We start from the raw sequence: 12,624 nt of genomic DNA, 5'->3' as shown, positions 1-12,624 counted from the left end.
TAGACATTATCCAGGATACCGGCGCAGCAACACCCGGGAACCCGCCCTAGACCAGCGATTCGAGCGTCGAGGGGAACTGCTCGGCAGCTTCTTCAAACGCAAAGAACAACTCGTCCTCAGTCAGGCCAACCTGTCCCGGTATAGCCTCGGGGATGCGGATTTCGGCGCGTGGCGAGCCCATGAAATTACCCTGCTCCGATTCGTTCACCAGGTGATTGGCAAGGAACAGGATATGCGCTTCGATACCGGCTTTCTCCGCCAGCTCGGGCTGGTGATGCCACTTGATGGAAAACACCAGCTCCTCCGGCAATTGCCAGGCATTCATCAGGTGTGCGGCAATACTGGCGTGGCTGAAACCAAAACGACTGATCTCGGACTGGTACAGCACCTCTTCATCACCATCGGCGATCAGCAGCAGATCACGCATGGCCTCGGGGCGCTGGTGGTAAAGGATCAGGCTGCCAATATCGTGCATCAGCCCGGCAACAAACAGGCGCTCCGGGTGCAACACACCGGCGCGGACTGCCAGTGCGCGCGCCAGCAAGCCCGTATAGACGCTATGGCGCCAGAACACCTCCATCTGCACCAGCTCATTGGGAATATTGTTAAACGATTTAACCGCCGAAATGGACAGTACCAGCTGGTACAGCTCGGTGGTTCCAATGACAGTAATGGCGCGACTGACTGTATCGATCTTGCGACGAAAACGATAAAAGGCACTGTTCGCCATTCTGAGCAAGCGGGCCGTGAGGTTCGGGTCGACCGAAACGACACCTGCAATGTCCGCCGCACTGGTCGAGGGGGAGTGGATCAGCTCAAACATCCGCATACAGACGTCCGGCGGAGACACCAGTCCTTCCACGTCATCGAGAAGACTGACGATGGATTCCTGTATGGCGGCATTACTGGCAATCAGGTTCTGACGGGGCATGGGCACACCAAGGGTTTTCGTTTCCCTAACTAACGACGCCGTGAAGAAAAACTGGAGATCGATAAAGAAACGAATTTTGCCGAATCGCTCACATATTCAACATTCCGGACATGATATTTATCTATTCCAGTCGTAATACAAACCGGAACATCAGGAAAGCGGGTATCAACATGTCTGAGTCAATCAAGAAAAATGTGGTCAACCTCGAGGACTACGGCCAGATACGTCGCAGTATCGGCTCCGGTCCTGGATCAAAGGCACTGCGGACGATTCGCGACCTGGCCACGGCATCACTGGAAAAGCACATCAAAACCATGATGGACAGCGTCGACGATGCGCTCTTCTCGCGCGCGGAAAAAGCCGAAAACAACATGATCCAGACGCAATACTTCGACGCCATGCGTGAACTGCGCATCATCCGCAAGGACATAGAGAGTGATTTCCTGGCGCAGTTCAAACATCATTTCGACCGGGGCATTCCCCGGCCCTCCTCAGCCACCGGGACAGGCGGCCTCAGTTTCGACAGCGAATCAGACCTCGGCCTGATCGATAAAAACGACCTTGAAGAAGACCTCGCCGTTTCCAACATGGTCAACAAAATCCGCAGCCACTGCCTGCAGTCCCTCTACGCGCTGGACAAACGTATCGGTTTTCTGATCGGCGACACCGACCTCGAAAAATTCGAAAACCCGATTGGCCCGGAGGCAATCTGCAACGCCTTCCGCGAAGCGGCAAAGCGCATCGAAACCGGACTGGAGATCCGACTCGTCATTTTCAAATTATTCGACAAGCACGTTGGCGTGAATATCGACGCCCTGTACCGCGAACTCAACCAGCAACTCATCAAGATGGATGTGCTGCCGGAAATTCGCACCAGCGTACGAAAATCCCCAAACCAGGCACGTCACCCCGGGCAGGGCACCGGACAAGCGGGCAACCAGGCGGCAGGCGATAGCGGAACGGGCTATACAGGACATGACGCTTCCGGCGGCGTGCCGGGACAACAAAACACGGGCGGCATACAGCACCAGGGTTACACGCAGTATGTGCAGCCCTCTATCAATGCCCTGACCTGTCTGCAGCAAGGCTGCGACCCGGTTGACGGCTACGGCCAGGCAACCGGCGCACCGGTGCCTGACCCGGCGCTTGTTCAAACAGGAACCGTGAACGTCCTGCGCAATATGCGCGATACCAGCATCATCCAGGACCTCGGCAAGTCCGGCACCATGACGCTCGATATTGTCGTTATGCTGTTCGACTATATCCTTGACGACCGTAACATTCCCGATGCCATGCGCGCACTCATCGGCCGCCTGCAAATCCCGTTACTCAAGGTTGCACTACTGGACAACAACTTCTTCTCCCGGAAGTCACACCCGGCCCGCCAGCTGCTCAACCGGCTGGCCTCAACCGGCGTTGGCTGGGATGAAACACAGGGCAGCGACGATCCGCTCTACGCCAAAATCGAATCGATTGTGCAGACCATCCTCGATGAGTTCGAAGATGACCTGGGGCTGTTCGAAAGGCTCCTGGCCGAGCTGGATGAATTCCTTGCCCATGAAGAAGAGCAGGCCGAAATCCGTGCCCGGCGTTCTGCAAAAGTCATGGAAGGTACAGAACGCGTGGCCGTTGCAGAATCAACAACCCTGGAAGAAATCCAGCCCAGGATCGAATCCAGTCTCAACCTCGATTTTGTTCGGGACTTTATTGCTACGCACTGGAAAAACCTGCTTTTCATCAGTTGCGCCCGCAATGGCAAGGACAGTGAAGAATGGAAACAGGCTGTTCAGACCATGGATGAACTGATCTGGAGCGTCAAACCCAAGACCACACCGGCTGACCGGCAGCGACTGGTGACTATTCAGCCGCGCCTGCTGGATAACCTTCGCCTCGGCATGGAACGGCTGTCCATCCCGCCCACGGAACGCGATGACTTTATCGCCAAACTGGTGCGCGCACATGGAAGAACTGCCATTAATAGCGACAACACGGAAGAAAACCCGCAACAAGCGAAAAAAAGTGAACAGCCGCCGGTTGAGGCACCGACTGAGACAGCGCCTGACAAGGTAAGGGAACCCGGCTCGGCACGCGCCATTGACGATGGCTTTACTGCCCGCGCCCGGCAAATGAAAGCCGGCACCTGGATGGAGTTTCGCGGCAAGAATGGTCAGCGCCTGCGCGCCAAGCTCAGCTGGATCAGCCCGATTACCGGCACCTGTCTGTTTACCGACCGCAAAGGACTCAAAGTCGGGAACTACACCATTGAGGAACTGGCGCACCTGATGCGCAGTGCCCGGGCGCGTCTCCTCAATGCGGCTCCACTGATGGACCGGGCTGTTCGCGTTGCACTGAAGGAATACGAAAAGAAATAATCTACCGGCCAGCCACTGCGATAAACAGGCTGATTGCACCAAACAGCAAGGGCTGGTGCAGCAGGTAGATCAGCAGGCTGTGCCTGCCGGAGAAAGCCAGCAAACGCACCGGGGCACTGTCTGCCGGTACTGTGTCGTCCAGCCGCTGCAGTCGCCTGTTGCGTAACAACACATCGCCTGCATAAATACCCGCCAGCACGACACCGAACCAGGGTAGCAGGGGAACATAATCTTCTGTTGCAGGCTTGTGGGTCATCAGGCCAATCCAGCGCCAGCCTGTCTGATCGAACCAGGGGAACTGCACGGCATTCCCGATCACCAGCAGCGCCACGCCAACAATCAGGGCAATCACCGGCCTGTGAACAAACACCAGGGCCAGCACGCTGGCCAGGGCAATAAAGTGCAGCACGCCAAAGAACACAACCCGGTCACCGAACTGCCACCACGTCGCAATACTCACCAGCAGGGCAGCACCGACAATGCGCAGCAAACGCGCCATAAAACGCGGGACATTAATGCCCTTTCGCGTAGAAAGCACCAGACTTATCCCGACCAGGAACAGAAACAGGCCCAGAATAAGGGTACGGAAGTTCAGCCAGAATGCATCGTTATAGAAATCAAAATCGGCATAACCAAAATGCGCAAGATCGAAACAGAAATGGAAAATAACCATCAGCGCAATTGCCACACCACGCATAACGTCAACGATAACCAGCCGTCGGGACTGGCGTGTCTGTTTTTCTTCAACTGCCATAGCCGAAACATACCAGAAACCGGGAGATTATGAACATTCGCCCGATTCGCCGGCTATCGCACCCTTAATCACGATACCTGTATAATTCGGGCCTGCAGCATGCCTGTCAGACGCATGCAACATACCAGGACGAACAAGGAGATCAATCATGAAAACAAACTCCCGGATTACCGGAGTTATGACACTGGCCTGCATCAGCATGCTGGCTGCACAGGACGCAACAGCACATCAGGCGGGCAAGGCAAACTCAGGTTATGTCGGCGATTCCGGCTCACACCTGGTCACAGATGGATTTGGCAACTGTGTAAAAACCGGGTTCTGGACCAGCGCAGATGCACTGGCGGACTGTGGCGACAAGACAAAAGAAATCGCGGCTGCACCTGCCCCCGCTCCCGTAGCAACTCCGGCTCCGGCACCGGCTCCCGTGCCAAAAGTTGTCACCAAATCGGTCTCCCTGTCAGCCGGCGCCCTGTTCGATGTCAACAGCGACGTAATCAAGGATGCCGGTAAAACCGAACTCCGCGACCTGGCTGCCCACATCAATCAACTGGCCGATGTACAGAGTGTTGATATTGTCGGTTACACCGACAGCTCAGGTTCTGCCGACTATAACCGGAAACTGTCACTGCGCCGCGCCACTGCGGTCAAGAACTTCCTGATGGACAATGGTGTGTCACCGAGGGTGATGACGACACTGGGGCTTGGTGAAGAAAAGCCTGTTGCAAGCAATGCGACCCCGGAAGGCCGCGCAAAGAACCGCCGCGTTGAAATCACCATTCGCGGCACACAGGCACAGTAAAGCGAAAACCTGTTCTCGGGCGCTGCGAACCAGGGAGGGTTGCGGCTGACGAGACAAACTATTCCTCTGCGATAGCACCACCACAACTGCTACCCTGACCGGCAGTGCAACCAAAACAGTGATCTGCCACGGCAATTTCCTTGCCTTCGACCGCTTCATCCGCAAGTGACGAGATGTGTACGCGCCCGCCCTGCCCGTTTCGCCAGGCAAGCCCCAGCATCTGGTTAAAGTCGCAGTCATACACATAGCCCTGCCAGTCAATACTGACCAGTGACCGGCACATCACGGTATTCAGGTTTTCGGGCTGGTGTGCATCCTTGAGCATATCCATGTATGTATCAAACTTGCCCTTGGATATCAGCGTGCTGCCAAAACGTTCAACCGGCATGTTGGCCAGCACGAACAGAGCACTGAACTCAATGCCGTAGCGTGTACGCAATGCCTCGCGGTAGTCAGCTTCCAGCTGCTGCTGGGGTGGAGGCAGCGAGGGGCCAACAGGGTTATACATCAGGTTCAGCACCAGCCCGGTATCCGGCCTGCCGTATCCCAGCCGGTTGAGTTGTTTCAGTGCCGACAGACTCTTTTCAAAAACACCGTCGCCACGTTGGCCATTGACATTCTCTTTCAGATAGCAGGGTAAAGACGCAACAATCTCAACCCTGTGCTCTGCCAGAAACACCGCCAGCGTCTCAAAGCCAGGCTCTGTGAGTATGGTGAGGTTGCAACGGTCCGTCACATGGATACCTTTCCGGATCGCCTGCTCTACAAGGTAGCGGAAACAGGGATTCATTTCCGGAGCACCACCTGTCAGGTCCAGATGCCTCACCCCCGAAGACGCCAGAAACCGCAACACGGCATCGACCGTATCCCGATCCATTTCCTCCTTGCGGTTAGGACCGGCATTCACATGGCAATGCAGACAACTCTGGTTACAGCGGTACCCCAGATTGACTTGCAGAGTGGTCAATGCGCCCCGCCTTATCCGGGGGAAGTTTGTGTTTTCGAGCAAGGGTAATGTGGCATGCATGGTCGGGATTATAGAGACATGGCGGTTTTTTGCCGAATATCAAGGCTATACCACCTGCATCTGTTCAAGATAGCCTTTGCTATCCTTTGACAAGCCCGGCGCCTTCCGGAATGCCTTGACGACAGTTTCCCGCAGCCTGCCCAGGCAGCAGCGCCATCACCTGAAGCCGTCAACCTCAGAAGCGGTATAAATGTGTTTGTTGATGCATACCCAAAGGTTCCATGTGGACCTTCCATGTGGACCAATTGGGTAATATAGAAACGCGAACGTACGGAATTAGCGTAAATTCAACATTTTTTCGGGAAATGGCGGAGAGGAAGGGATTCGAACCCTTGTGGGGCTAACGCCCCCAACCGATTTCGAGTCGGTGCCGGTATGACCGCTTCGGTACCTCTCCAGAGGTATTTCTACTTGAAAATCAACGGGAAGTAGCACAAGCTGGTGCTGCCTCGTTGAGCGGGCGCTATTGTACCCCAGCGTTTGCCAGGAAGGCTAAAATTTTCCACCGCCGGCCGCTAACCCGGGTAACTGCCAGTCATGACATAAAATTTTGGTTGTCCCCCTCCTTATGCGCCTTGTTCTGCTTCTGCCGGTTCTCCTGCTACTTGGATGCGATATTCAGAAATCGCACCTCGACCGCGTGTTGAGCCATGATGAACTGGTGGTGATTACGCGTAACAGTGCCACCACCTATTACCAGGGGCCATTCGGCCCGACCGGGCTGGAATACGACCTCGCCAAAGGCTTTGCGGAATTTCTCGGTGTCAAACTCCGGCTGGAAACACCCGACACGCTGGCGGCTATCCTCGATGGGATACAGTCCGGCCGGGGCGACCTCGCTGCCGCCGGCCTGACGGTAACCGAGGAGCGCAAACACATTCTCAATTTTGGCCCTGCCTACCAGCACATTACACCGCAGCTGGTCTACCGTAGCGGACGCCGTGCACCGAAGAGCCTTGAAGACCTGGGCGGCACCCTTGAGGTCGTGTCGCAAAGCAGCCATGCGGAAAAATTACGCAAACTGCAACAAACCTATCCCAATCTGTCATTCCAGGAAAACCCGGCGCTTGAAAGTGAGGAACTGCTGTACCTGGTCTGGGAACAGGTGATCGATTACACCGTAGCGGACTCCAATGAAATATCCATCAGCCGGCGATTTTACCCGGAGCTGCGCGTGGCCTTTGATATCAGCGCCCCGGAACCACTCGCCTGGGCATTCCCATCGGGCCAGGACACCAGCCTGCTGGACAAGGCCCGTGAATACTTCGACGAGCTGAACAAATCGGGAAGGCTGGAACAATTGCTCGACCACTACTACGGTTATGTCTCCAACTTCGACTATGTCGGCACCCGGCGCTTCATGAAACACATCAAGGAACGCCTGCCGCCGTTCCGTCAATGGTTTGAGGAAGCCGGCAAGGAAACCGGCGAGGACTGGCGGCTGCTGGCGGCGATGGGTTACCAGGAATCACACTGGAACCCGAAAGCAATTTCCCCGACCGGGGTGCGCGGCATCATGATGCTGACGCGTAATACCATGCAGCACCTCGGTATTAACAAAAGCCGCCACGACGCCCAGGCCAGTATCGAAGGCGGCGCGCTCTACCTCGCCAATATCAAGAAGAAACTGCCGGAACGCATCAAGGACCCGGACCGCACCTGGCTGGCACTGGCGGCCTACAACGTCGGCTTCGGCCACCTGGAAGACGCCCGCATTCTTGCACAGCAGGACGGCGCCAACCCGGACAAGTGGGCGGAGGTAAAAAAATACCTGCCGCTGCTGAGCCAGAAGAAGTGGTACAGGAAAACGCGTTACGGTTATGCGCGCGGACGCGAACCGGTGCGTTACGTGGAGAACATCCGCAGTTACTACGATATTCTGGTGTGGATTACCGACAAGGATCGCTTGCCGGTTGAAGTCTCGCCCGCGTTCCGGATCGATACGCCGGCGCTGTAACCGTCAGGCGACCTGCACGGGGATGGCGTTGCCCTGGCGAACGATGTGATTGTGCGCATCCAGGTACACCAGTTTCGGCTGGAAACCTGCAGCTTCCTGCTCGTCGAACACACCATAGGTACAAATGATAATGCGGTCGCCCGGATTGGCCTTGTGCGCAGCCGCGCCATTGATGGAAATAATGCCGGAACCCGCCTCGGCGCGAATCGCATAGGTGGTGAAACGATTGCCATTGGCAAGGTTGTAGATCTGGATCTGCTCGTACTCACGAATACCCGCCGCCTTGAGCAAATCACTGTCGATCGCGCACGAACCCTCGTACTCCAGCTCGGAGTGGGTCACATGGGCGTGGTGCAATTTGGATTTAAGCAGGGTGATCTGCATCCGTCGGGTTTCCTGAAATAAGTAACGCGGCCATTATCCCAAGTTCTACAGGGGCCTGCAAACCATCCACTCCGCTATTCGACGCGGATATTGTCGATTAAACGCGCCGCGCCAAGCCTTGCGGCGGCCAGAACCACGCAGTTCAGCTCACCAGGATCCACCGGTTGCAGGTTTTCGGCATGACGAATTTCCACATATTCCGGGCTGAAACCGGCCCTTTCCAGCGTTTCAAGCGCCGTTTTTTCCAGCGTGCGGTAGTCGGTTTTCTGCGCTCTGATCGCGCTAACGACCTGACCCAGGGTCTGGTACAGCAGCGGGGCCACCTGGCGCTCCCGTTCGCCGAGGTACTGGTTGCGTGAGCTCATTGCCAGCCCGTCAGCCTCGCGCACGGTTGCCACACCCCTTATCTCGATGGGCCAGCCAAGGTCATCGACCATGCGCCGGATCACTGCCAGCTGCTGGTAATCCTTTTCACCGAATACCGCCACGTCTGGCTGCACCAGGTTGAACAGACGTGCCACCACGGTTGCCACCCCGGTGAAATGCCCGGGGCGAAAATCATTGCACAGCCCCTCGCTGACTTCCGGCACCTCGACCACACTGCTGCGTTCCACGCCACGCGGGTACATGGTCGACACCTCGGGGGTAAACAGCAGGTCCGCGCCTTCGGCCTCCAGCTTTTGCTGGTCGGATTCCAGCGTGCGCGGGTAGTTGTCCAGGTCCTCGTTGGGGCCAAACTGCAGGGGGTTCACAAAAATACTGGCGACCACATGTGGCGCAACCGCCCTGGCATCGCGGACCAGTTGCAGGTGTCCTTCGTGCAGGTTGCCCATGGTGGGGACGAAGGCAATACGCTCACCGGCCTGTCGCCAGCGAGTGATCTGCGCACGCAGGTCGTCAGCGGAGCAGACAGTTTTCATTATCAGGCCAGGGTGTGTTCCGGCGCAGGGAAGCGCTTTGCCTTGACGGCCTCGACATAGGCACGTAATGCTGCCGGGATATCGCGCCCCTGTTCAAGGAAGTTGTGTGAAAACTTCGGCCGCCTGCCGGGGGTTATGCCCAGCAGGTCATACAACACCAGCACCTGCCCGTCACAGTCGACGCCGGCGCCAATGCCAATCACCGGGATGCGCAGACGTTCACTGATCTGTTTTGCCAGCGCGGACGGCACGCACTCCAGCACCAGCATCAATGCACCGGACTGTTCCAGGCCGAGGGCTTCGTCGAGCAGTTGTCCGGCCGCCTCATCGTCACGGCCCTGTACACGGTAGCCGCCAAGCTGGTGCACCGACTGGGGTGTCAGCCCCAGGTGGCCGCAGACGGGTATGCCATGTTGCGTCAGGGCGGTTACGGTTTCATACAACATTGCGCCCCCTTCCAGCTTGACCATATGCGCATTGCCCTCACGCATCACGCGCGCTGCGCTATCCAGCGCCTGCTCAACTGTCGCACAGGTCATGAAGGGCATATCCACAACGCGCAGCGCACACGTTGCGGCGCGTGCAACACAGGCACTGTGATAGATCATGTTATCGAGTGTTACCGGCAAGGTGGAATCGTGCCCCTGCACCACCATACCCAGCGAATCGCCCACCAGCAGCACCTCGACACCGGCCTCTTCCAGCAGGCAGGTGAAGCTGGCATCGTAACTGGTCACCACGGCGATCTTGTCACCATCCACCTTCATGCGTAACAGGGTTTGTGTGGTGATCGGCGCGCTGTCAGCCATGCCGGCGGTCTCCGGCCAGCAGACCCTGTGGCACAGGATTGAAATAGTGCCGCCCGCGCTTCACCTGTGCCATCTGTTCCAGCAGCATCTCGTAGTCCGACTGGTTTTCTACCAGGTTGATGTCAGTGGCGTTCACGATCAGTAACGGTGCCTCGTCGTAGAAATGGAAAAAACGGGTATAGGTATCGCACAGGGCGTTCAGGTAGTGCGGCTCCATGGCGCGTTCATAGCCTATACCCCGTTTGCTGATGCGCTTCATCAGTACATCCACCGGCGCCTGCAGGTAGATCACAAGATCAGGCGTCGGCACGTCGATGGTCAGGTGCGAATAGACCTGTTCGTAGAGTTTGTATTCCTCGGCATCCAGTGTCAGTTTGGCAAATATCCTGTCCTTGTCCATGAGGAAATCCGCCACCCGTACCGGTTCGAACATATCGCCCTGGCGGAGTTCCTGCATCTGCTGGGCGCGCTGCAACAGGAAAAACAGCTGGGTCTGCATGGCGGCGGCGCGCGGGTTGCGGTAAAACCGTTCCAGGAAGGGGTTTTCCGCCGCGCCTTCCAGCAATAACTCACTGCCAAATGTTTCCGCCAGACGACGTGCGAGACTGGTTTTGCCCACGCCGATTGGCCCTTCCACTACGATAAAACCCGGGTTCTGCATTGTTGCTCTCTATCGACTCACATCGGGGTCCGTGACAGTGGCTTGCCATTCGGCATCACCGATCCGTTCCAGACCCTCGTTACTGACTGCTTCCCGCAAGGTTTGCACCTTGCCCCGTCCCGGCACGGTTAACTGCGGAGCAACTTCGGCCAGCGGCACCAGCACAAAATTGCGCTCCGCCAGACCGGGGTGCGGCACCTTCAGGTACGGGGTATCAATGATCTCATCACCGTACAACAGAACATCAAGATCCAGGGTGCGCGGCCCCCAGTGCCGGCCGCGTACCCGCCGATGCACCTGTTCAATCGACTGCAAGGCGTCCAGCAGCGCCTCGGCGGACAACGCCGTGCTAATGCTGGCAACGGCATTGACATAGTCGGGCTGATCCCGCGGCCCCATTGGCGGACTTCGATACAAACCGGAGCAGGCCAGCAGGCGCATTTGCCGCAGGCCATCCAGTTCGCCAAGCGCGGTATTCACCTGTTTGCACGGATCGTCGAGGTTACTGCCCAGCCCGATCCACGCGACAACTTCAGTCATCGCCACTGGTGGCCGGTTTCTTTTTCCGGCGACGGCGACGACGCTTGCGGGTCGGCGCAGGTTCGACTTTTTTCGCCTGCTCAACGGGGTTCAGTTGCTGGAAATCCGTCCACCACTCCGCCAGTTCCACCGGCGCCTCGCCCACCTCGGCGCGCAACAACAGGAAATCATAAGCCGCGCGGAAACGCGGATGCTCCAGCATCCGGTACGGCGCCTTGCCCCGGCGCTTTTCCAGCCGCTGCTGCAACAGCCAGATCTCGCGCATGGGAAAGCTGAAGCGTTTGGGCAATGACGTTGCCTGCACCTGTGCCGCAGTAATTTCATTGCCGGCTATCTGCGCGGCCTCCAGCGGCGACGCACCCTGCTCGATCAATTCCTGTGAGCGCAGTCGCACCGGTTCCCACAGCAACGCGGCATACAGGAATGCCGGCGTAACAGGTTTATTCCCGGCCAGCCGGTTATCGGTGTTCTCCAGCGCGCGGGCGACGAAGGTGATCGGAAAACCCTCTTCTTCGTGACTCAACGCCTCGTCGGTCATCGGGAACAGGTAGCGGAACAGATCATAGTGGCGCAACAGCTCGAAAGTCGTGACAGCACAGCCGCCAAGAAACAGTTTCAGGACCTCCTCGAACAGACGCGCGGAAGGAATGTCTTCCAGCAACACACCCAGATCGTGCATGGGCGCTTCCGTGTCCGGGTGAATACGGAAACCCAGCTTGGCGGCGAAACGCACCGCGCGCAGCATACGCACCGGGTCCTCACGGTAACGCTGTTCCGGGTCGCCGATCAGTTTCAGCGTGCCCGCCCTGAGGTCATCCAGCCCGCCGACATAGTCGACAACAGAAAAATCCTTGATGTCGTAGTACAGCGCATTGATCGTGAAATCGCGCCGCCAGGCATCCTCTTCCAGGCTGCCGAACACGTTATCACGCAGGATGCGGCCTTCCTCGGAATGGGCACTGTCGTTCTCCTCGTCAGACTGCTCGTCATGACGGGCGCGGAAGGTGGCGACCTCGATCACTTCCCGGCCAAAACGCACATGTGCCAGCCGGAAACGCCGCCCGATCAGCCGGCAGCTGCGGAACAGCCGACGAATTTCTTCCGGCGTGGCATCGGTGCACACGTCGAAATCCTTGGGTTCGCGGCCCAGCAGCAGGTCGCGCACCCCGCCACCCACCAGAAAGCTCTGGTAGCCCGCTTCTTTCAGTCCATACAACACCTTGAGCGCCGCCGAGCTGATGCTGGCGCGCGAAATGCTGTGCTCCGGCCGGGGTATGGTGACGGGGTGACAGCTGTCGGGCGCGATATCGCCTTGATTATTCACTCTAATTAGCTTGTCCCTGAATCGCTTGCGCGTATAATAGCACCGCTGCTGGTTCCATTCAGCGTTCTTTAGCTCCCTTCGTCTAGCGGTCAGGACACTGGCCTCTCACGCCGGTAACAGGGGTTCGATTCCCCTAGGGAGCGCCA

Annotated in this window: 12 protein-coding genes and 2 tRNA genes; 4 read left to right on the top strand and 10 right to left on the bottom strand. The window is 57.5% G+C overall.

Features of this window, described 5'->3' with window-relative positions; translation table 11 throughout:
• Window positions 1–46: 46 nt before the first annotated feature.
• Window positions 47–931: an HDOD domain-containing protein gene (locus ACW81B_RS11905; protein WP_491580441.1), complete on the bottom strand. Its 885-nt coding sequence runs from the start codon at window positions 929–931 to the stop codon at window positions 47–49.
• Window positions 932–1,101: 170 nt separating this feature from the next.
• On the opposite strand from ACW81B_RS11905, the gene ACW81B_RS11900 reads away from it, so the two are divergent.
• On the top strand, window positions 1,102–3,303 hold the full coding sequence (locus tag ACW81B_RS11900) for a DUF1631 domain-containing protein (protein WP_491580440.1): 2,202 nt from the start codon (window positions 1,102–1,104) through the stop codon (window positions 3,301–3,303).
• A gap of 1 nt (window position 3,304) precedes the next feature.
• Here the strand turns inward: ACW81B_RS11900 and ACW81B_RS11895 are convergent, their stop codons facing one another.
• Window positions 3,305–4,057, bottom strand: coding sequence for an acetyltransferase domain-containing protein (locus ACW81B_RS11895; protein ID WP_491580439.1), 753 nt, complete (start codon window positions 4,055–4,057; stop codon window positions 3,305–3,307).
• A 148-nt stretch (window positions 4,058–4,205) separates the two neighbouring features.
• On the opposite strand from ACW81B_RS11895, the gene ACW81B_RS11890 reads away from it, so the two are divergent.
• A complete protein-coding gene (locus tag ACW81B_RS11890) occupies window positions 4,206–4,856 on the top strand; it encodes an OmpA family protein (RefSeq protein ID WP_491580438.1) in 651 nt (216 codons plus the stop codon).
• A 58-nt stretch (window positions 4,857–4,914) separates the two neighbouring features.
• Here ACW81B_RS11890 and arsS read toward each other — a convergent pair whose 3' ends face one another.
• Both arsS and ACW81B_RS11880 read right to left on the bottom strand, forming a co-directional pair.
• Complete coding sequence (gene arsS / locus ACW81B_RS11885) at window positions 4,915–5,883, bottom strand: arsenosugar biosynthesis radical SAM (seleno)protein ArsS (protein ID WP_491580437.1); 969 nt, start codon at window positions 5,881–5,883, stop codon at window positions 4,915–4,917.
• 306 nt (window positions 5,884–6,189) lie between these two features.
• A tRNA-Ser gene (locus ACW81B_RS11880) sits at window positions 6,190–6,280 on the bottom strand.
• 171 nt (window positions 6,281–6,451) lie between these two features.
• Here ACW81B_RS11880 and mltF point away from each other — a divergent pair.
• Window positions 6,452–7,840 carry a membrane-bound lytic murein transglycosylase MltF gene (mltF, locus tag ACW81B_RS11875; protein ID WP_491580436.1) on the top strand — a complete coding sequence of 463 codons (1,389 nt, stop codon included), beginning with the start codon at window positions 6,452–6,454 and terminating at the stop codon, window positions 7,838–7,840.
• Between the two features lie 3 nt (window positions 7,841–7,843).
• Here mltF and panD read toward each other — a convergent pair whose 3' ends face one another.
• The 6 genes from panD to pcnB form a co-directional block, all read right to left on the bottom strand.
• Complete coding sequence (gene panD, locus ACW81B_RS11870; protein WP_491580435.1) at window positions 7,844–8,224, bottom strand: aspartate 1-decarboxylase; 381 nt, start codon at window positions 8,222–8,224, stop codon at window positions 7,844–7,846.
• A 74-nt stretch (window positions 8,225–8,298) separates the two neighbouring features.
• Entirely contained in the window at window positions 8,299–9,144 is an 846-nt protein-coding gene (gene panC, locus ACW81B_RS11865) for a pantoate--beta-alanine ligase (RefSeq protein WP_491580434.1), read from the bottom strand.
• A 2-nt stretch (window positions 9,145–9,146) separates the two neighbouring features.
• Window positions 9,147–9,953 carry a 3-methyl-2-oxobutanoate hydroxymethyltransferase gene (panB, locus tag ACW81B_RS11860; protein ID WP_491580433.1) on the bottom strand — a complete coding sequence of 269 codons (807 nt, stop codon included), beginning with the start codon at window positions 9,951–9,953 and terminating at the stop codon, window positions 9,147–9,149.
• On the bottom strand, window positions 9,946–10,614 hold the full coding sequence (locus ACW81B_RS11855; RefSeq protein ID WP_491580432.1) for a deoxynucleoside kinase: 669 nt from the start codon (window positions 10,612–10,614) through the stop codon (window positions 9,946–9,948). The genes panB and ACW81B_RS11855 overlap by 8 nt, the downstream gene beginning before the upstream one ends.
• A 9-nt stretch (window positions 10,615–10,623) precedes the next feature.
• Window positions 10,624–11,154, bottom strand: coding sequence for a 2-amino-4-hydroxy-6-hydroxymethyldihydropteridine diphosphokinase (gene folK / locus ACW81B_RS11850; RefSeq protein ID WP_491580431.1), 531 nt, complete (start codon window positions 11,152–11,154; stop codon window positions 10,624–10,626).
• Window positions 11,147–12,478, bottom strand: coding sequence for a polynucleotide adenylyltransferase PcnB (pcnB, locus tag ACW81B_RS11845; RefSeq protein ID WP_491580430.1), 1,332 nt, complete (start codon window positions 12,476–12,478; stop codon window positions 11,147–11,149). Before pcnB ends, folK begins: the two co-directional genes overlap by 8 nt.
• Before the next feature lie 71 nt (window positions 12,479–12,549).
• Here pcnB and ACW81B_RS11840 point away from each other — a divergent pair.
• A tRNA-Glu gene (locus ACW81B_RS11840) sits at window positions 12,550–12,624 on the top strand.

The organism is Thiogranum sp. (assembly GCF_058323355.1).
Note: the sequence above shows the minus strand (reverse complement) of the source record. Positions and strands in the feature narration are given on the sequence as shown.

What these genes read in the sequence shown, in the direction of transcription:
- ACW81B_RS11905 (WP_491580441.1), bottom strand. Translation starts at nt 931, where the DNA reads ATGCCCCGTCAGAACCTGATTGCCAGTAATGCCGCCATACAGGAATCC.
- ACW81B_RS11900 (WP_491580440.1), top strand. Translation starts at nt 1,102, where the DNA reads ATGTCTGAGTCAATCAAGAAAAATGTGGTCAACCTCGAGGACTACGGC.
- ACW81B_RS11895 (WP_491580439.1), bottom strand. Translation starts at nt 4,057, where the DNA reads ATGGCAGTTGAAGAAAAACAGACACGCCAGTCCCGACGGCTGGTTATC.
- ACW81B_RS11890 (WP_491580438.1), top strand. Translation starts at nt 4,206, where the DNA reads ATGAAAACAAACTCCCGGATTACCGGAGTTATGACACTGGCCTGCATC.
- arsS (WP_491580437.1), bottom strand. Translation starts at nt 5,883, where the DNA reads ATGCATGCCACATTACCCTTGCTCGAAAACACAAACTTCCCCCGGATA.
- mltF (WP_491580436.1), top strand. Translation starts at nt 6,452, where the DNA reads ATGCGCCTTGTTCTGCTTCTGCCGGTTCTCCTGCTACTTGGATGCGAT.
- panD (WP_491580435.1), bottom strand. Translation starts at nt 8,224, where the DNA reads ATGCAGATCACCCTGCTTAAATCCAAATTGCACCACGCCCATGTGACC.
- panC (WP_491580434.1), bottom strand. Translation starts at nt 9,144, where the DNA reads ATGAAAACTGTCTGCTCCGCTGACGACCTGCGTGCGCAGATCACTCGC.
- panB (WP_491580433.1), bottom strand. Translation starts at nt 9,953, where the DNA reads ATGGCTGACAGCGCGCCGATCACCACACAAACCCTGTTACGCATGAAG.
- ACW81B_RS11855 (WP_491580432.1), bottom strand. Translation starts at nt 10,614, where the DNA reads ATGCAGAACCCGGGTTTTATCGTAGTGGAAGGGCCAATCGGCGTGGGC.
- folK (WP_491580431.1), bottom strand. Translation starts at nt 11,154, where the DNA reads ATGACTGAAGTTGTCGCGTGGATCGGGCTGGGCAGTAACCTCGACGAT.